General features: G+C 52.8%; 17 protein-coding genes and 1 other annotated feature. Of the genes, 5 read left to right on the top strand and 12 right to left on the bottom strand.

What is annotated here, in order from left to right; all coding sequences use genetic code 11:
• Window positions 1-2 precede the first annotated feature (2 nt).
• Window positions 3-956, bottom strand: coding sequence for a transaldolase (gene tal, locus AB8809_RS02950; RefSeq protein ID WP_010681778.1), 954 nt, complete (start codon window positions 954-956; stop codon window positions 3-5).
• A 285-nt stretch (window positions 957-1241) separates the two neighbouring features.
• Between tal and yaaA the strand changes: the two genes are divergently transcribed.
• Window positions 1242-2015, top strand: a complete 774-nt coding sequence (yaaA, locus tag AB8809_RS02945) for a peroxide stress protein YaaA (protein ID WP_015841795.1) — start codon at window positions 1242-1244, stop codon at window positions 2013-2015.
• 72 nt (window positions 2016-2087) lie between these two features.
• On the opposite strand, the gene thrC is transcribed toward yaaA, so the two are convergent.
• From thrC to AB8809_RS02920, 5 genes are all read right to left on the bottom strand, one after another.
• Entirely contained in the window at window positions 2088-3377 is a 1290-nt protein-coding gene (gene thrC / locus AB8809_RS02940; RefSeq protein ID WP_180776748.1) for a threonine synthase, read from the bottom strand.
• Window positions 3378-3380: 3 nt separating this feature from the next.
• Entirely contained in the window at window positions 3381-4310 is a 930-nt protein-coding gene (thrB, locus tag AB8809_RS02935) for a homoserine kinase (RefSeq protein WP_015841797.1), read from the bottom strand.
• A 2-nt stretch (window positions 4311-4312) separates the two neighbouring features.
• Window positions 4313-6772: a bifunctional aspartate kinase/homoserine dehydrogenase I gene (gene thrA, locus AB8809_RS02930; RefSeq protein WP_349854652.1), complete on the bottom strand. Its 2460-nt coding sequence runs from the start codon at window positions 6770-6772 to the stop codon at window positions 4313-4315.
• Window positions 6773-6862: 90 nt separating this feature from the next.
• Window positions 6863-6978 (bottom strand) — a sequence feature (Thr leader region).
• Window positions 6917-6985, bottom strand: coding sequence for a thr operon leader peptide (thrL, locus tag AB8809_RS02925; protein ID WP_014916714.1), 69 nt, complete (start codon window positions 6983-6985; stop codon window positions 6917-6919). (Overlaps the previous feature by 62 nt.)
• A 211-nt stretch (window positions 6986-7196) precedes the next feature.
• Entirely contained in the window at window positions 7197-7883 is a 687-nt protein-coding gene (locus AB8809_RS02920) for a tRNA/rRNA methyltransferase (RefSeq protein WP_256554281.1), read from the bottom strand.
• Window positions 7884-8647: 764 nt separating this feature from the next.
• On the opposite strand from AB8809_RS02920, the gene arcA reads away from it, so the two are divergent.
• Window positions 8648-9364: a two-component system response regulator ArcA gene (gene arcA / locus AB8809_RS02915; RefSeq protein ID WP_010300511.1), complete on the top strand. Its 717-nt coding sequence runs from the start codon at window positions 8648-8650 to the stop codon at window positions 9362-9364.
• Window positions 9365-9419: 55 nt separating this feature from the next.
• On the opposite strand, the gene creA is transcribed toward arcA, so the two are convergent.
• Entirely contained in the window at window positions 9420-9902 is a 483-nt protein-coding gene (gene creA, locus AB8809_RS02910) for a protein CreA (protein WP_225181913.1), read from the bottom strand.
• Between the two features lie 204 nt (window positions 9903-10106).
• On the opposite strand from creA, the gene robA reads away from it, so the two are divergent.
• Window positions 10107-10994, top strand: coding sequence for an MDR efflux pump AcrAB transcriptional activator RobA (robA, locus tag AB8809_RS02905; protein ID WP_015841802.1), 888 nt, complete (start codon window positions 10107-10109; stop codon window positions 10992-10994).
• Here the strand turns inward: robA and gpmB are convergent.
• A complete protein-coding gene (gpmB, locus tag AB8809_RS02900) occupies window positions 10983-11633 on the bottom strand; it encodes a 2,3-diphosphoglycerate-dependent phosphoglycerate mutase GpmB (protein ID WP_181846223.1) in 651 nt (216 codons plus the stop codon). The two genes, robA and gpmB, sit on opposite strands and share 12 nt — an antisense overlap.
• Before the next feature lie 50 nt (window positions 11634-11683).
• Here gpmB and yjjX point away from each other — a divergent pair, with 50 nt between their 5' ends.
• Complete coding sequence (yjjX, locus tag AB8809_RS02895) at window positions 11684-12223, top strand: inosine/xanthosine triphosphatase (protein ID WP_015841804.1); 540 nt, start codon at window positions 11684-11686, stop codon at window positions 12221-12223.
• Window positions 12224-12226: 3 nt separating this feature from the next.
• Here the strand turns inward: yjjX and trpR are convergent, their stop codons facing one another.
• Window positions 12227-12574, bottom strand: a complete 348-nt coding sequence (gene trpR / locus AB8809_RS02890; RefSeq protein ID WP_015841805.1) for a trp operon repressor — start codon at window positions 12572-12574, stop codon at window positions 12227-12229.
• A 72-nt stretch (window positions 12575-12646) separates the two neighbouring features.
• Window positions 12647-14572: a murein transglycosylase gene (gene sltY / locus AB8809_RS02885; protein ID WP_369987557.1), complete on the bottom strand. Its 1926-nt coding sequence runs from the start codon at window positions 14570-14572 to the stop codon at window positions 12647-12649.
• A gap of 369 nt (window positions 14573-14941) precedes the next feature.
• Between sltY and ettA the strand changes: the two genes are divergently transcribed.
• Window positions 14942-16609 carry an energy-dependent translational throttle protein EttA gene (ettA, locus tag AB8809_RS02880; protein ID WP_349854658.1) on the top strand — a complete coding sequence of 556 codons (1668 nt, stop codon included), beginning with the start codon at window positions 14942-14944 and terminating at the stop codon, window positions 16607-16609.
• 75 nt (window positions 16610-16684) lie between these two features.
• On the opposite strand, the gene AB8809_RS02875 is transcribed toward ettA, so the two are convergent.
• Together AB8809_RS02875 and AB8809_RS02870 are read right to left on the bottom strand one after the other, a co-directional pair.
• Window positions 16685-18304, bottom strand: a complete 1620-nt coding sequence (locus AB8809_RS02875; RefSeq protein ID WP_256543383.1) for a methyl-accepting chemotaxis protein — start codon at window positions 18302-18304, stop codon at window positions 16685-16687.
• Window positions 18252-18482 (bottom strand): hypothetical protein, encoded by a 231-nt coding sequence (locus tag AB8809_RS02870; RefSeq protein ID WP_225182657.1) that lies wholly within the window; start codon window positions 18480-18482, stop codon window positions 18252-18254. The genes AB8809_RS02875 and AB8809_RS02870 overlap by 53 nt, the downstream gene beginning before the upstream one ends.
• Window positions 18483-18527 lie beyond the last annotated feature (45 nt).

Genomic DNA, 18527 nt, shown 5'->3' with positions numbered 1-18527 from the left:
ACTTACAGTAAATCGGCAATCATCTTTTCCAGTTTTTCCTGGTCGATAGCAAATTTACGGATCCCGTCTGCCAGTTTATCAATCGCCATTGGATCCTGATTGTGCTGCCAGTAGAACTCTGCTTCCGTCATTTTCGCCGGGCGAACTTTCACCTCACCAACGTAAGACAGCTTGCGAACCACTTCGCCTTCGCTTTCTGATAACTCTTTCAGCAGCGCAGGAGCGATCGTCAAGCGGTCACACCCGGCCAGTTCCAGAATTTCGCCAACGTTACGGAAGCTCGCGCCCATCACGACGGTTTCATAGCCGTGCTCTTTGTAGTAATCATAGATTTCGCTAACGGAAACCACGCCCGGATCTTCGTGTGGTGCGAACTCTTTCTTATCACCATTGGCTTTGTACCAGTCGAGGATACGGCCAACAAACGGTGAAATCAGGAATACGCCCGCTTCAGCACAAGCGCGCGCCTGTGCAAAAGAGAACAGCAGCGTCAGGTTACAGTTGATGCCTTCTTTTTCAAGCTGCTCCGCCGCGCGGATACCCTGCCAGGTTGACGCCAGCTTAATCAGGATACGCTCATTGCTGATGCCCGCGTCGTTGTACAGTTTGATCAGGTGTTTTGCCTTCGCCACGCTGGCTTCGGTGTCATAAGACAAACGTGCATCCACTTCTGTAGAGATGCGGCCTGGGATCAATTTTAAAATTTCGAGACCAATGTTGACCGCCAGTTTGTCCGTAGCATCAACGACCTGCTGTTTGCGATCGCTGCTCTGCTCGCGCGCCCAGGCAATCGCCTCGTCGATCAGCTTGCGGTATTCAGGAATTTGCGCCGCGTTCAGAATCAGTGAAGGGTTGGTGGTCGCATCTTGCGGTTGGTACAGTTTCATTGCCGCAATATCGCCGGTATCAGCTACAACCGTGGTCAATTGGCGTAGGGAAGTCAGTTTATCCGTCATGTTGGCATGTCTCGTTGTTTATACGTGGTGCTCGTGAATGAATCGACTTGTTATCTAATCGGGTGGCCGTCTGTTTTGCGCCGAAATCTGATAATAACACGCGCACTTTCCCGCGCAAGCCAGCTGTTAATCCTGCCCGAACCGCCCATCTCTTACCCGACTGAAATTATTGCACTTGAAAATTGAAGCATCTTGAAAGATGAAGCTATTGTAGCCATCGCCGCTTTCTTATCGGGTTCTTGCTATAGTAGGTGCATCAAAAATCAGACCGACAGGACATGGCGCATGCTTATTACTATTTCACCTGCAAAAACGCTCGACTACACCAGTCCTTTGGCCACGACGCGTTATACGCAGCCGGAACTTCTGGATTATTCCAGTCAGTTGATTGATGTATGTAAAAAACTGACGCCGGCACAGATCGCCTCGCTGATGAGCATCAGCGATAAACTGGCTGACCTGAACGCAGGCCGCTTTAGCGAGTGGCACCCAGATTTCACACCGGAGAACGCACGTCAGGCGCTGCTGGCATTTAAGGGTGACGTCTATACCGGATTGGCCGCAGAAGATTTCAGCGAGGATGACTTCGATTTCGCCCAGCAGCATCTGCGTATGCTGTCAGGCCTGTATGGCGTGTTGCGTCCACTGGACTTGATGCGGCCGTACCGGCTGGAAATGGGCACCAAGCTGGAAAATAAAGCCGGTAAAGATCTCTACAGCTTCTGGGGTGACACCATTACCGAAAAACTGAATCAGGCGTTGCGCGAGCAAGGTGACGATGTGCTGGTTAATCTGGCATCAGACGAATATTTCAAAGCCGTCAAACCGAAAAAGCTCAATGCCCGCCTGATCAAACCCGTCTTTTTGGATGAAAAAAACGGCAAATTCAAGGTAATCAGTTTCTACGCCAAGAAAGCGCGCGGCCTGATGAGTCGTTTCATTATTCAAAACCGCCTGACCCAACCAGAGCAGTTGAAAGCATTCAATCTGGACGGTTACTTCTTCGAGGCTGCGGACTCTTCGGCTGATGAACTGGTATTTAAGCGCCACGAGCAGTAAGCCGAAAACGTAAAAAGGGCGGAATTTTCCGCCCTTATCTTTCAGCCTTTATCGCTATCCGTTACAACAAAATTACTTCGGCAGCGACATCAGGAATTCACGCAGCTTCGCGAAATCATCCGGGAAGTGGTGCGACAGCAGATCCAGATCGGCACGCTCAGCCAACGCTTCCGGCAGATCCAGTTCTTTGCCCAGAATGGCTTCTACGCTTTCCTTAAATTTCGCCGGGTGCGCCGTTCCCAGGAACAGGCCGAACTCGCCAGCTTGCAGTTGATCGCGCAGCAAACGATAAGCAATCGCCGCGTGCGGCTCAGAAACATAGCCTAACGCATCCAGCTCATGCATGGTTTCTTTCGTGGTCTCATCGCTCACCGCGCCAAAGCCCAGCGTTTTCAACTGCCAGTTTTTACGACGGAACAGCTCTTCCACACGCGGCCAGTTGTTCGGCTGGCTCACGTCCATCGCGTTGGATAAGGTTGCCACCGTTTTATTCGGCTCCCAATTTCCACTGCTCAGGAAACGCGGCACGGTGTCATTAGCGTTGGTCGCTGCGATGAAGCGCTTAATCGGCAGCCCCAGCGATTTTGCCAGCAGACCAGCGGTCAGATCGCCGAAGTTACCGCTCGGCACAGAAACTACCAGTTGATTACGCGCTTCCTGCGGCAGTTGTGCAACAGCTTCAAAGTAGTAGCAAATTTGCGCCAGCAGACGGCTGATATTGATGGAGTTTGCCGAGTTCAGGCCAATTGCCTTTTTCAGTTCTTCATCATCAAATGCTTTTTTCACCAATGCCTGACAGGCATCAAAATCGCTGTCGACAGCGATGGTGTGAATGTTGCCACCCAGCGTACAGAACAGTTTTTCCTGCAATGGACTGATCTTGCCCTGCGGATACAAAATCACAACGCGGACATTTTCCAGACCGTAGAAGGCATGCGCCACGGCAGCACCGGTGTCGCCAGAGGTCGCCGTCAGAATGGTAATTTTCTCGTCGCCAGACACTTCCGTCAGCATTTGCGCCATAAAGCGGCCGCCGAAATCTTTAAAAGCCAGCGTCGGGCCGTGGAACAGTTCCAGTGCGGCGATATCTTCCGCTACCGGTGCAACCGGTGCTGGGAACGCAAATGCTGCTTTTACACGCTCGAACACGGTTTCAGCCGCAATTTCATCGCCGATATACGCAGACAGAATACGGCTGCTGCGGGTAACGAAATCCAGATCCAGCAGCGCGTCGATTTCGGTGCGCTCAAATTCCGGCAGATCCAGCGGGAAGAACAGCCCTTGCTGGCTACCCAGCCCTTGCTTGATAGCCTGAGCAAAGCTGACCTGCTCGTTATGATCTTTAAGGTTGTACAGTTTCATACGTTATCCCAGTTGTCGTGCGCCAGTCGTATCAAGACGGCAAATATGAACAAAACCTTCATCGTTCTGCAAATAGTTATCCCGCAGCCAGTCTGCCAGGCGCTGTGCGCTCGTCATGTCGTTGCAAACGGAGAATAACGTCGGGCCAGAGCCGGAAATACCGCAGGCCAGCGCCCCGATATCTTCGGCAGCCTGGCGTGCGGCCGCAAAGCCGGGCAGCAGTTTCGTACGATAAGGTTCCGCGATGACATCCTTCATCAGTTTCGCCGCCAGCGCAGCCTGTCCGGTATGGCAAGCGTGAATAAAACCGGCCAGATAACGGCCGTGGCTGATGCAATCCTGACGACGATATTGCGCTGGCAGAATCGCGCGCGCTTCGGCGGTAGAGACTTTAATCCCCGGATACGCCATGACCCACAGCCAATCATCGAACGATGGCACCGGCTGGCTGATAATGCCGTTTTCTTCCAGCATCAGTTGGACGCCGCCGAGGAAACACGGAGCAACGTTATCGTAGTGAACGCTGCCGGAAATGCGCCCTTCCAGCTCACCCATCAGCGTCAGCAAACGGGTATCATCCAGCGGCTTACCGCAAAATTCGTTCATCGCCATCAGCCCGGCGACGACAGAACAGGCGCTGGAACCCAGCCCTGAGCCAATCGGCATATTCTTTTCAAGCGTCATCGCCACCGGCACGGTTTTGCCAATTTCCTGACAGAAAAGCTCCCAACATTGATACACAATGTTTTCTTTCGGGTTGTCCGGCAGTTTGCTAACAAAACGTCCTTCATTACGCAGGCTGAACAGATCGGCAGCCTCGACAGAGACGCAATCTCCCAGCAATGAACCGTCTACCGGCGAAACGGCCGCACCCAGCACATCAAACCCAACGCTGACGTTACCGATTGATGCAGGTGCATACACCTTAACCATAATTATGCTCCCAACTTCCATGACAAGGTGCGCAGCAAATCTGCGAACACACCAGCAGCGGTAACATCGTTACCCGCGCCATAACCGCGCAAGACGAGCGGCAGTGGCTGATAATAACGGCTGTAGAATGCCAGTGCATTCTCACCATCTTTGACTTTAAACAGTGGATCGTTGCCACCAACGGCGCTGATCTTGACCTTGCAGCGACCTTCTTCAATGACGCCGACATAGCGCAACACTTTACCTTCATCGCGCGCTTGTGCAACACGGCTGGCAAACTCGTCATCTACCGACGGCAGACGCTGCATGAAGCTGGCGACATCGCCGGAGGCATCGAAGCTGGCAGGCAGAACAGATTCCACCTCGATATCGCCCAGTTCAAGCTGATAACCCGCTTCACGTGCCAGAATCAGCAGCTTACGCGCCACGTCCATACCGGACAGATCGTCGCGCGGATCGGGTTCGGTATAGCCTTTCTCTTTCGCCTGCGTGGTCGCTGCCGACAGCGACATGCCTTCATCGAGTTTACCGAAAATAAAGGACAGCGAGCCAGAGAGAATACCGGTAAAGCGAATCAGCTCATCACCCGCATTCAGCAGGTTTTGCAGGTTCTCAATCACCGGCAGGCCTGCACCAACGTTCGTGTCATACAGGAAACGGCGGCGGGATTTCGCCGCAGCGCTGCGCAGTTGGTGATAATAATTCATCGACCCGGTGTTGGCTTTCTTGTTTGGGGTCACCACGTGGAAACCATCGGCCAGGAAATCCACGTACTGATCGGCCACCGCCTGATTAGACGTACAGTCAACGATAACCGGATTCAGCAGGTGATACTCTTTCACCAGACGAATCAGACGGCCCAGATTGAACGGCTCGCGGGCTTTCGCCAGCTCTTCGCGCCAGTTATCCATCGAAACGCCGTTAATATTGGTCAGCATGGCTTTGGAATTGGCAATCCCACACACACGCAGGTCAATATGCTTGTCTTTCAGCCACGGTTGCTGACGGTGAATCTGCTCCAGCAGCGCACCGCCCACGCCACCGACGCCGATCACAAACACGTCGATCACCTGATCGGTGTTAAACAGCATCTGGTGAGCAACACGTACGCCAGTGGTGGCCACATCATTGTTCACTACAACGGAGATAGAGCGCTCGGAGGAACCCTGTGCGATAGCCACGATATTGATATTGGCCGTCGCCAACGCAGAGAACAGACGCGCAGACAGACCGCGCAGCGTGCGCATGCCATCCCCCACGACAGAGAGGATCGCCAGACGTTCCATCACATCCAGCGGCTCCAGCACGCCTTCTTTCAGTTCCAGATAGAACTCGTCTTCCAGCGTTTTTCTGGCACGCGCCAGTTCGTTTTGTGATACGCAGAAGCTGATGCTGTATTCAGAAGACGACTGCGTGATCAGCACCACCGAAATGCCCGCACGCGACATCGCCGCGAACACGCGCGCCGCCATGCCAACCATGCCTTTCATGCCGGGGCCGGAAACGTTAATCATCGCCATGTTGTTCAGGTTGGTGATGCCTTTCACCGGATACTGCGTATCCGAGCTGTCCATGCCGATGAGCGTACCGGGAGCCTGAGGATTTTCGGTGTTTTTGATAAGGCAGGGAATTTGGAACTGAGCGATAGGAGCGATGGTGCGAGGGTGGAGGACTTTGGCGCCGAAATAGGACAACTCCATCGCCTCCTGATAAGACATCGATTTCAATAATCGGGCGTCCGGCACCTGACGCGGATCGCAGGTATACACGCCGTCCACATCGGTCCAGATCTCACAGCAGTCTGCACGCAAACACGCGGCCAGCACAGCGGCGGAATAGTCAGAACCATTGCGGCCCAACACCACCAGTTCGCCTTTGTCGTTACCCGCAGTAAAGCCCGCCATCAGGATGACATGATCTTTGGGGATGGCGCTTTCAGCGATACGGCGAGTCGATTCCGTGATATCCACGGTGGATTCGAGATAGTGTCCCTGCGCCAGTAGCTTCTCGACCGGGTTGATGACGGAAACGCCATAACCGCGCGCATGGAAGACCGCTTCCATGATGGCGATAGACAGTTTTTCACCCCGGCAGATAATCGCGGCGTTCACGCTGTCAGGGCACTGACCCAGCAGCGCGATGCCATGCAGAACGTGTTTCAACTGTGCAAATTCCTGATCCACAAATGCTTTCAGGCGGACATGGTCAAAACCGGGTTGAGACGCGGCAAGGCCTTGCAGCAGCGAAGAAAAGATCGTTTCAGCGTCATTCAAATGAGGCAGGATATCTTGTCCGGCGACGGTTTTTTCAATCATGGCAACCAGATGGTTGGTAATTTTCGCCGGAGCGGACAATACGGTAGCAACCTGTCCCTGGCGCGCGTTGTTTTCGATGATGTCGGCAACGCGCGCAAAACGCTCCGCATTTGCTACTGAAGTCCCGCCAAATTTCAACACTCGCATTTTTATCTTTTCTCCTGAATTTCTGCCAACCAAACGCCGAAAGCGTTTTTTGTATGCCGCTTTCAGGCGGCGCTGAGGATAACCTGCCGTAAAAAAAAAGCCCGCACTGTTCGGTGCGGGCTTTTTCTGGAATCTTTATATGCGTCAGCCCGCACCGTTACTGGTTGTATCGGTGATGGTAATAATCGTGGTGATCAGGCTGATAGTGCGCATGCTAAAATCGAATCTCATTAGAAGTAGAGTTATCTGCCCTATTAGTTAGGCCAATCGCCCTTTGAAGTCAACGGATTTCTTTTTTTTCTTCTCGCAGAACAAAAAATGTCTACCGCTAAACCCACTGCCGAAACGAGAATATTCCAGACGAACCATTGCTAAAATCCGCGTTTCAAGATGTTCGACTGCCAAGAAAGCCATTCTTGCTATCTTATTTCGCCAACCCTTTTTCAATGTCGTGTAGCAATCGATGGAGCATTGCCGTATCGCGCTGCTCTAAACGCCCCAGCCGCTGATGCAGCCAGTCTCGCAATTTTTCATCATCCTCAACCGCCAAATTCACCAGTAGCCGATCCAAACGATCGTGCAACGCCGACAATTGCCCCGCCACAGCGGGCTGCAACGCTTCCGATTTGACGTCCATCAGTTCAGCCAGTTGGTAACAGTACACCATCACCGCCTGACCAAGATTCAGTGAAGGGTAATCCGCTTTCATCGGCACGCCGGTCAACACATCCGCCAGTTCGAGCTCTTCATTCGTCAAGCCAACATCTTCCCGACCAAACACCAGCGCCGCCGAGGCCATCCATTGCACCTTCTCCTGCAATACACCAGTCAATTCGGCTGGTGTGCAGTAATAGCGATACTTAGCTCGGCTACGTGCGGTGGTCGCGACCGTAAAGTCGACATCTGCCAATGCGTCAGCCAGCGTGGAAAATACCTGTACATTATCCAGAATATCTCCCGAACCGTGCGCTACCCAACGGGCCGCTGGCTCTTGGTACACCGTGCTACCGACAATACGCAAGCTACTGAATCCCATCGTTTTCATCGCACGGGCTGCCGCCCCTACGTTCTCTGCCCGAGCGGGCTCAACCAAAATAATATGAAACTGCATAAACTCCTCAGTATGGGTTACGTGCGTTCTGCCACTGTCGCCACTCGCCGCTAAATAAAACAGCGGCATCATCAACCGCTATTCACTGATAACGATTGATTAATCAGTACTATTGGTTGATCACTGCGATGTATTGATCGTTACCGTGAGCAATTAACAATAAACCAACAAAATTTCCGATATCAATTCGGCCTTCGGTAGGAAACATCGGTGAGTCCAAAAATGGGCAGGAAGAGAAAACCCTAGGGAAAGTAAGGTAAATTATTTTATTTCAATAAGTTATAAAAACACTACCGTATGTGTAGCGCCAATTATGATTATTAGCATTTACTATGCTAAATCGTTCATAAAAAGTGCTAAATTGTGACGTAAACTGGCAATCCTATAAGTGTTTATCACAAAATAGTTAACGTGCTAAAATGAAATTTGATATATGTCAACAGAACCGTAGATTTATCAGCAGGCAAAATCCGTGCTTACTGTTATGTTGCTGTTAATAAGGTTAAACTGTGCGCCACTTTGAGCGCAGTTAAATTAGCGCCACGCTCATCCGCTAGCAGTACCTCTAAGCGGGTAGAGAAAGAACACCAGTAACGCCTTTACGTACTTGAGTCTGATGTTGAGCGAGAGCGTAGTTTACCTCGATAAGCTCCAGGGAAATACCCGGAATAACTGGCGTTGTAGCCAGCGGGCCAGCAGGGTATGACAGCGACTTCTGTACTTCCGATTTCTATAATTTAAGTTGGCAATTTTAGGTAGCAAACATGCAGACGCCGCACATTCTTATTGTTGAAGACGAGCTAGTAACTCGTAATACCCTCAAAAGCATTTTTGAGGCGGAAGGATACGTTGTTCACGAAGCCACTGATGGCGCAGAAATGCACCACATTTTGTCAGAAAATGACATCAATCTGGTGATCATGGACATCAACCTGCCAGGAAAGAACGGCCTGTTGCTGGCACGTGAACTGCGCGAGCAGGCCACCGTTGCCTTGATGTTCCTCACCGGTCGTGACAATGAAGTCGATAAGATTCTCGGTCTGGAAATCGGTGCGGATGACTACATCACCAAACCGTTCAACCCACGTGAATTGACAATCCGCGCGCGTAACCTGCTGTCACGCACCATGAATCTGGGCAGCGGCACTGAAGAGCGCCGTCTGGTGGAAAGCTATCGCTTCAACGGCTGGGAGTTGGACATCAATAGCCGTTCTCTGATTAGCCCCGCTGGCGAACAATACAAGCTGCCGCGCAGTGAATTCCGCGCCATGCTGCACTTCTGCGAGAACCCAGGCAAGATTCAGTCTCGTGCAGAGCTGCTGAAGAAAATGACGGGGCGCGAGCTTAAGCCGCATGACCGCACCGTTGACGTCACTATCCGCCGTATCCGCAAGCACTTTGAATCAACTGCAGATACGCCGGAAATCATCGCGACGATCCACGGCGAAGGCTACCGCTTCTGTGGCGATCTGGAAAATTAATTCCTCTCAGCCGGAACAGGCATCTGCTCCGGCTGTTTTCCCGTCTTACCGCTCGTTATTCACTCTTTCCCCACGGCATAACCGGCACCGCGCTTAACGCATTTTTCGGCGATCCATCGACTAAGCGATCGGAGTAAGCAAGGTAGATCAGCGCATTGCGTTTTTGATCGTAAAAGCGAACAACCTGCAATTTCTTGAAAACCAGCGAGGTTCTTTTCTGGAATACCACAGAACCGCGGTCACCGGCGTTTTTGATTTTATCGGACAACGTAATCGGCCCAACCTGCTGACAGGAAATAGCCGCGTCCGACGTATCTTCCGCCAGCCCTAATCCGCCCTTGATTCCGCCCGTTTTGGCTCGGCTAATGTAGCAGGTCACGTTTGAGACATCCGGGTCGTCAAACGCTTCCACCACGATCTTATGGTCTGGCCCCAGCAGTTTAAAGGCAGTATCGACAGACCCGACCTCTTCCGCGCTGACGACGCCAACGGTGGATAGCAATAGCAGACCCGCTCCCATGATGCGTTTTATGTTCATATTCCAGGCCTCGTGACAATCATGACAAACGATTAATAACCACAATTAAAAAGAGGATGTACAAAATAAACCACTATAGTCATCCTCCTTATCCAAATTACCTGCGGAATATTTTCAAAAATCTTCGGCAGTACCAAAGTGAAAATATTGCTATGATGCGGGATCTCAATACGCTCGCGCCCAATGTGTTTGATGAGGAAGATTATGGATCAAGCCGGTATTATACGTGACTTGCTTAACTGGCTGGAAAGCCATCTCGACCAACCGCTATCACTGGATAATGTGGCGGCGAAAGCGGGTTATTCCAAGTGGCATCTGCAAAGAATGTTCAAAGACGTGACAGGCCATGCCATTGGTTCATATATCCGAGCGCGGAGATTGACCAAAGCGGCGGTTGCACTTTGTCTGACCAGCCGCCCTATCCTTGATATTGCTCTGCAATACCGTTTTGATTCACAACAGACTTTTACCCGCGCGTTCAAAAAGCAGTTTACCCAAACGCCCGCGTCCTATCGTCGTTCCGATAATTGGAATACTTTCGGCATTCGTCCGCCGATCCGGCTCGGCGCGTTTACTCTGCCACAGCCGGAATTTGTCACCCTGCCAGAAACACAGCTTCTTGGGCTAACGCAAACCTATAACTGCCGCCTGGAACAGATTTGTAACTTCCGTACGGAAATTCGCGTTCACTATTGGCGTCAATTTTTAGGCGAAACCTGCTCCGTTCCCCCTGTGCTTTACGGGCTGCATCATTCACGGCCGAGCAAAGAGAAAGACGACGAACATGAGGTGCTCTACACCACCGCGCTGGAGCCACAGTATCTACCGGATGATGTCCATACGGGCGAACCGATCACGCTACCGGGCGGCGACTACGCGATGTTTGTCTTTGAAGGGCCGAAAGACGAGCTACAGGATTTCATTATCACGCTGTATGACACCTGTCTGCCGACCTTCCAACTCACGCGCCGTAAAGGATTTGATGCCGAACGCTTCCATCCAGACGGCACAAAGCGTGATGACATTCCCGCGATCATCCGCTGCGAGTATTTTATCCCTATCCAGCACCCGGAGCCGCTCTCAGCGCTGTAACTCATCCAGTGCCGGAATATCCAGATGAGAGATATCTCCGGCCGTTTCCACCACCCATCCCGGTGCAAGCCACGGACTTTGCTGATAATCGATGCGCGACAGGGAGCAGTTGCGTAAGCGCAAACGCCGCTCAGCCGAGGCGGGTAACCCCAGAACCGTACTCAGCAGACACCCCAGCGCCATCCCGTGACTAACCAGCAAAGGACGACTTCCCGCAGGCAGCGCCAGACAACGCTCCAGAACGCCGTGCATGCGTCGCGCCACATCAGACATCGATTCGCCTTCCGGGATACGGCCATCGGGCGTGCCATCCACCAGCCCTTTACGCCACCCTTCTTCCTTGGTGGTCAGCGAATCCAGATCGCGCGCTTCCAATACTCCCATGTTCAATTCACGTAATCCGGGTTCCAGGATTATCTGGCAATTACCACAGGATTTAGCGATGATTTCTGTCGTCTGACGCGTTCTTCCGAGATCGCTGGTAAAAATATGCGTAATCCCTAACGTCCTGATTCGTTCAGCAACTTGCTGTGCCTGTTGCTCACCTCTTGGCGTCAGCGCACTGTCCGATTGACCTTGAATACGTCGAGCCACATTCCATTCTGTTTCGCCGTGGCGAACAAGATATACCTGTAACATGGTTATTTTCCGTTATACTGCGTCAAATTAACTAAAGGTACGAAACTGTTATGTATCACGTTGTTGCTGCAACTACCAACCCGGCAAAGATTAAGGCTATTACGCTAGCATTCACCGATGTCTTTGGTGCAGAGAACTGCCGCATCGAAGGCGTTGACGTCGATAGCGGCGTCCCGCGTCAACCTCTTGGTTCTATCGAAACCCGTACTGGCGCCAGAAACCGCGTCATGATGGCACGTCAAGTGCGGCCGGAAGCCGATTTTTGGGTCGGTGTCGAAGCAGGTATTGAAGAAAGCATGACGTTCGCCTGGATGGTGATCGAAAACACCCACCTGCGTGGCGAATCACGCTCTGCCAGCCTGGTTCTTCCAGAAAGTATATTACATGGTATCCGTGAAGGGCGGGAATTAGGCGATGAAATGGAACGTTTGACGGGCGTTCAGAATATTAAACATAAAGGTGGTGCCATCGGCGTCTTCACCGACGGCAAACTGTCACGTACCAGCGTGTATCATCAGGCGCTGCTGCTGGCACTGGTGCCGTTTCATAATCCGATCTATCAGATTCCCGTTCAGGCCGCAAAACCGTAACGGTTACGCGTCGTCACCCAACGGTTTATCTGCCGACAGCAACTGCGCTTCCAGCCAGCTTTTTAACGCGGGGGGCGCGGCTTTCAGGCTATTTGAACCGCGCGTGATGGTCGCAATCCCTGCACCTAACTCGCTTTTCAGCTCACGCTGACTCATTTCACCCCGCATCAGTTCCTGCACAATTCTCACTCGCGTTCCCAACGCAGTACGCTCGTCCGGCGTCAGTAGCAGTTGGAGCAACGGCAATTGCAGATCCTCTGCAATAGACTGCTGCAATAGCGCGACAAAGCGTAGCCAGTGCTCATTGTCTTGTTCAGAAAGTGCCGGGTCGAGAAGCGATAACGGAGTCATAACGGGCTGCCATACTATTTAACTAGTACGGCAGCATAACACAATTTCAGGTGACGATCGCAACGCCGCGTCTCAATAACGCCGCTGCCATTCCGCATCTGTCAGCACATTGGCGGGCTGGTGCAGGAAATAACGATAGAAGACGTCATAAGCCAGCACATTTTTCACGTAGCCCCGTGTTTCCGAAAACGGAATACTTTCGATGAACGCAACGGGATCGATGCGTCCCGCACTGTTTCTCAACCAGGTATTCACGCGCGACGGCCCAGCGTTATAAGCCGCGGAAGACAGAATGCGGTTACGGCCAAATGTCTGGTACACGTACTCCAGATAGCTCGTTCCCAACAGAATATTGGTTTCAGGATCGAACAGCTGGCTGCTGTTCGTATAGAACGTGATATTGCTCATTTTGGCAGTATGCTGTGCCGTGGCGGGCATCAACTGCATCAAGCCTGATGCACCAACTGGAGAACGCGCTTCCGGGTTCCAGGCGCTCTCCTGACGTGCGATCGCCATTGCATAGCTTTGGCTAATGCCTTTCCCCTGCGTTTCACGGCGGAATTCATCATTCCAGGCCAGCGGGAAACGTTCTTCCAGATGATCCCACAGCTTCGCGACAATCGTTGCCTGCACGCTCAAATCCGCCCAGCGCTGTTCAAACGCATAGCGAGCCAGCGCTTCCTGCTGCGGTTTGCTACGGTTCGCTACCAGCCCGACCCACTCGCTGCGCGCCAGATTATCCATCTGCCAAAACATCAACTCCCGCACACGGGCAACTTCCGGTAGCTGGGTCAAAGAAGGATCTGGCTTCACCGCTGTCATGATCGTAATGGGGTAGCGCTCGTTGAGCTTCTGCGCTGCCGCCATAGGATAGAACCCGCGCTCCTGCATCAGGCTGCGTAATAGCATCTCACCTTCCTGACGCTTGCCCTGATCCAACAGCACCACCGCACGCCAGTAACGCCATTCATCTTTCTGTAACGCCTCTGCCGGTAAGCGCGCCATCCAGCTCGTCAGCCCTTGACGATCGCCAGCGCCCAACGCCATACGCACACGGCGTTCCAGCAAGGTGGTCGACGTGCTCCGCCGCACCACGCCATCCCGCCACTGTGCCTGCTCTGAGGTGGCATCGTTGCCCATCAACCGCCAGGCAATAGTTTCTTCCATCTCCTGACGTTCTGCGGCGCTCATTTTCTGTAGACGGACAATCACTGGCAGCATCGAACGGGCATTATCGGCATCCTGACGCGCCGTGCGCGTGAAGGCCGATAGCGTGACTTTCCGGGTGAAATCCGTTGGCCCGACGCTACGAGCGAAGCTCTCCAGCGAATTCGGATCGTTCTGGAGTTTTAGCAGCGCATCGCCCATCGTTTTATAATCGTCGGGTAACTGTTTGATGAGGTAACTCACCAGACTACTGCTGCCTTCATCCATCGCCAGACGTGCGCGTTCCAGCGTCGTCAGCGGCGTCTGTTCGCCCGCCTGCTGCCAGACTGAGAAGAGTTTATCGCATACGGCAGGGAGCGAACGCCCGGTCAGCCAGATATCACGCGTGGCTTCCCACACGCCCTGACGCTGACCAGTGGCCCACTGGGCATAATAAAAGTTACAGCGGGCGCTGACCGGTTTCGGTGGCTGCGGACTAAATGCCAACAGCCCGATCCAGTCCTGACGACGCGCCAGTTCATTCACAAAGCTGGTGTTGAGATTACGGGCGGGCGGCAGCGTCGGATGCGTTGCCATAAACTGTCTCACCTGCGTCGCGCTGACCTGGCTCAGGTCCTGCGTGAGCGAGCGGTATTCAAGATAAGGATAAAGCGGGTAACTGCGCAGCGTCGGCATCAGCTGCGCTACCGTGTCCATTTGGTTGCTGTCCCATGCTTGCTTAACCTGCTGATAGCGCTGACGCTGTTCGTCCAGAGAATCCGCCAGCACATGGCCGGAGGCCCCAGCCAGACATATCGCCGCAACGGCGTACCACCAATGACCCGCTTTCATCACCTGCATTAACCTCATCCGTTATCGAACTTGCTATCGGCATCCTTCATCGTATCGATACCCCTATCCTATCGGGCAGATCCAGTGTGGCACATCATGCCAGACAACGATACGTCGATCCGCAAACCGATTCTGAAATTCATCAGGCGGGTCTATCTCTCAGATCGGCCATGGCAAATCGCCGGATAGCTGGGATCGTGGGCTGAAACCCGCTACACTTCATACTCAAAGTCATGCAATTAGAATAATCAATCCGCTGCCAGGGCATTCTCCGGGCGGCATCACTGAGTATTAAGTAGCACAGTGCTACACATGGTCACCCTATTAGGTTGACAAATCATAGAGATAAGAGAGAGGCGAAGTCGCAACGTGGCTCAATATGTTTATACCATGCATCGCGTCGGTAAGGTCGTTCCGCCGAAGCGTCACATTCTGAAAAACATCTCCCTCAGTTTTTTCCCCGGTGCCAAGATCGGCGTACTGGGTCTGAATGGAGCCGGTAAATCAACGCTGTTGCGTATTATGGCTGGCATTGATACGGACATCGAGGGCGAAGCTCGCCCACAACCTGGAATCAAAATCGGCTACTTGCCGCAGGAACCGCAGTTAAATACGGAGCACACCGTACGTGAATCCGTAGAAGAAGCGGTGTCTGAAGTCGTGACCGCGCTGAAGCGTCTTGATGAAGTCTATGCACTGTATGCCGACCCGGATGCAGATTTCGATAAACTGGCTGCTGAGCAAGGCAAGCTGGAAGAAATCATTCAGGCACATGACGGTCACAATCTGAATAACCAGTTGGAGCGCGCTGCCGATGCGCTGCGCTTGCCAGAGTGGGATGCAAAAATCGCCAACCTGTCCGGGGGTGAACGTCGCCGCGTGGCACTGTGCCGTCTGCTGCTGGAAAAGCCGGACATGCTGCTGCTCGACGAACCAACCAACCACCTGGATGCCGAGTCCGTAGCTTGGCTGGAACGCTTCCTGCACGACTTCGAGGGCACTGTTGTGGCGATTACCCACGACCGTTACTTCCTCGATAACGTAGCGGGCTGGATTCTGGAGCTGGACCGTGGCGAAGGGATTCCGTGGGAAGGTAACTACTCTTCCTGGCTGGAGCAGAAAGATCAGCGTCTGGCACAGGAAGCCTCTCAGGAAGCAGCACGCCGTAAATCCATTGAGAAAGAGCTGGAATGGGTGCGTCAAGGTGCCAAAGGCCGTCAGTCCAAAGGTAAGGCCCGTCTGGCACGCTTTGAAGAGCTGAACAACACGGAATACCAGAAACGTAACGAAACCAACGAACTGTTTATTCCGCCTGGTGCTCGCCTCGGCGATAAAGTGGTGGAAGTCACTAACCTCAGCAAATCTTACGGCGAACGCCAGCTCATCGACGGGCTGTCTTTCTCCGTACCGAAAGGTGCCATTGTCGGCATTATCGGCCCGAACGGTGCCGGTAAATCGACGCTGTTCCGTATGATGTCCAGTCAGGAGCAGCCAGATAGCGGTACGATCGAGCTGGGTGAAACAGTGAAACTGGCGTCAGTTGACCAGTTCCGTGATGCGATGGACAACAGCAAAACCGTCTGGGAAGAAGTGTCCGGCGGGCAGGACATCATGCGTATCGGCAACACCGAGATGCCAAGCCGCGCGTACGTTGGCCGTTTCAACTTCAAAGGGGTTGATCAAGGCAAACGCGTTGGCGAGCTGTCCGGTGGTGAACGCGGTCGTCTGCATCTGGCGAAGCTGTTGCAGGTCGGCGGTAACGTGCTGCTGCTCGATGAACCGACCAACGACCTGGATATCGAAACCCTGCGCGCGCTGGAAAACGCCCTGCTGGAATTCCCGGGCTGTGCCATGGTGATCTCGCATGACCGTTGGTTCCTCGACCGTATCGCAACACACATTCTGGATTATCAGGATGAAGGTAAAGTGGAATTCTTCGAAGGTAACTTTACCGAATACGAAGAATACAAAAAGCGTACGCTGGGTGCCGATGCGCTGGAACCACACCGCATCAAGTACAAGAAGATCGCTAAATAAGCCGTCATCGAACGTTATAAATAAATGGCCCGCAATGCGGGCCATTTTTTTCTATCATGCTTCATCTACCAGGAATCAGAACGTTTCCCAGTTTTGATTATCGCTGCCTTTACTACTGCTTCCGGCAATCGCCATCGCTGGCGCTAAACGCGGTTGCGGTGCCGCTTTTGGCAATGACGCTTTCAGCTTCTGAGCGACGCCAGCCAGTTTAAATACCGCGACAGCCTGCGTCAGACGAGCAGCCTGCTCTTCAAGTGAAACGGCCGCTGCCGAGGCTTCCTGCACCAGCGCTGCGTTCTGCTGCGTCGCGCTATCCATTTCAGACACGGCCTGACTAACCTGCCCAATGCCACGGCTCTGTTCGTCAGAAGCGGAAGCAATTTCCCCCATGATGTCAGTCACGCTGACAACCGCACGCACAATCTCACCCATGGTTGTCCCCGCCTGAGACACGAGCCCTGAGCCCGTTTCCACCAGCCGGCTTGATTCACCAATCAGCCCTTCAATCTCTTTCGCGGCTTGCGCGCTGCGCTGCGCCAAATTACGGACTTCCCCCGCCACCACAGCAAAACCACGCCCTTGCTCACCCGCACGCGCAGCTTCTACCGCGGCGTTCAGCGCCAGAATGTTGGTCTGGAAAGCGATGCTGTTAATAACGGAAGTGATCTCGGAAATGCGTTTTGAGCTTGTAGAAATGTCCTGCATGGTGTCCACCACGCCTTGCACAATTTGTCCGCCCTTCTCCGCTTTTTCAGAGGCATTTTTTGCCAACTGGCTGGCGTGATGAGCATTGTCAGAGTTCTGTTTCACCGTTGCGGTCAGCTGTTCCATGCTCGCCGCGGTTTCTTCCAGCGCGGCGGCCTGCTGCTCGGTACGCGAAGAGAGATCGACGTTGCCTGCCGTGATTTCTGACGATCCCTGGTAGATCGAATCCGCCCCTTCACGCACGATCGTCACCGTATCCGTCAGCTCCGCCTGCATGTTCTGGATATTCGTCCCCAGAATGCCGATTTCATTGCGCCCCATTGCCATCGGCGGCTGCGTCAAATCGCCCGCTGCAATCTTCTGGATACGCTCAACCAGTCTGTTTATTGGCGCAAGGATCACATTGCGCACCATGATGTAGGCCATGATCGCCATAATGATCGACAGGGCAAATGAACCTGCCATCATCCAGTAACCCAGCTTGGCATTCTGTTCTGCTTGTAGATTGATATCCTGCGCGGCTTTTGTCAGCTCAGTCACTTTCTTACGCACTGGAACACTGAACGCTTCATCTAACTGACGGGCCACTGTGCTTTCCAACGACACCAGATCTTCAAATTCACCATCACTCGTGGCTTTCTGCATCACAACAATCGCATTATCGCGATAGTTGTTATAAGCCTTGAGGATATCCTCATCCAAGGCCTTTTCACTCTCCAGTTTGTCTGGGCGTGCGAGATATTCATCCAGACGCTTCTGCGAGGCTCTGACTCGACCAGCTGCCTGATCTGAAGCGGATTTAAACACCTCGTGATCGCTAATACGGTTTGCTGCACCAGCCTGAATAAGCAGCAGTCTGGCTACGCGTAGCTGATCGAGGCTGCTGCTGATACCGGCCCGGATATCAGACAATTCATTCGCTTTATCGAGTGAATCATTACTCTGTTTTAAAAAATAACTCGCTGTGCCAATAGAAAGCGCAAATAAAATCAGGATAATTGAAAAAAGAGTAATAAATAACGAAACGAGACGTATATTGTTGATGTAACTCAACTTCTCTTTTTGAATAGACATCGGTTGCATTCTCATTTTCACCATCACTGGTATACATTATCTCTGCCATGACAAGCACGGCAGAGTCCAGATAGCACTGTGACAATAACGCCACTCAGGACCACACCTTTCATAAAAAAGTCAAAAGGAACCAACATTG

It is taken from the genome of Pectobacterium aroidearum, assembly GCF_041228105.1.
Taxonomy (GTDB): Bacteria; Pseudomonadota; Gammaproteobacteria; order Enterobacterales; family Enterobacteriaceae; genus Pectobacterium; species Pectobacterium aroidearum.
Note: the sequence above shows the minus strand (reverse complement) of the source record. Positions and strands in the feature narration are given on the sequence as shown.

What these genes read in the sequence shown, in the direction of transcription:
- tal (WP_010681778.1), bottom strand. Translation starts at nt 956, where the DNA reads ATGACGGATAAACTGACTTCCCTACGCCAATTGACCACGGTTGTAGCT.
- yaaA (WP_015841795.1), top strand. Translation starts at nt 1,242, where the DNA reads ATGCTTATTACTATTTCACCTGCAAAAACGCTCGACTACACCAGTCCT.
- thrC (WP_180776748.1), bottom strand. Translation starts at nt 3,377, where the DNA reads ATGAAACTGTACAACCTTAAAGATCATAACGAGCAGGTCAGCTTTGCT.
- thrB (WP_015841797.1), bottom strand. Translation starts at nt 4,310, where the DNA reads ATGGTTAAGGTGTATGCACCTGCATCAATCGGTAACGTCAGCGTTGGG.
- thrA (WP_349854652.1), bottom strand. Translation starts at nt 6,772, where the DNA reads ATGCGAGTGTTGAAATTTGGCGGGACTTCAGTAGCAAATGCGGAGCGT.
- AB8809_RS02920 (WP_256554281.1), bottom strand. Translation starts at nt 7,883, where the DNA reads ATGCAGTTTCATATTATTTTGGTTGAGCCCGCTCGGGCAGAGAACGTA.
- arcA (WP_010300511.1), top strand. Translation starts at nt 8,648, where the DNA reads ATGCAGACGCCGCACATTCTTATTGTTGAAGACGAGCTAGTAACTCGT.
- creA (WP_225181913.1), bottom strand. Translation starts at nt 9,902, where the DNA reads ATGAACATAAAACGCATCATGGGAGCGGGTCTGCTATTGCTATCCACC.
- robA (WP_015841802.1), top strand. Translation starts at nt 10,107, where the DNA reads ATGGATCAAGCCGGTATTATACGTGACTTGCTTAACTGGCTGGAAAGC.
- gpmB (WP_181846223.1), bottom strand. Translation starts at nt 11,633, where the DNA reads ATGTTACAGGTATATCTTGTTCGCCACGGCGAAACAGAATGGAATGTG.
- yjjX (WP_015841804.1), top strand. Translation starts at nt 11,684, where the DNA reads ATGTATCACGTTGTTGCTGCAACTACCAACCCGGCAAAGATTAAGGCT.
- trpR (WP_015841805.1), bottom strand. Translation starts at nt 12,574, where the DNA reads ATGACTCCGTTATCGCTTCTCGACCCGGCACTTTCTGAACAAGACAAT.
- sltY (WP_369987557.1), bottom strand. Translation starts at nt 14,572, where the DNA reads ATGAAAGCGGGTCATTGGTGGTACGCCGTTGCGGCGATATGTCTGGCT.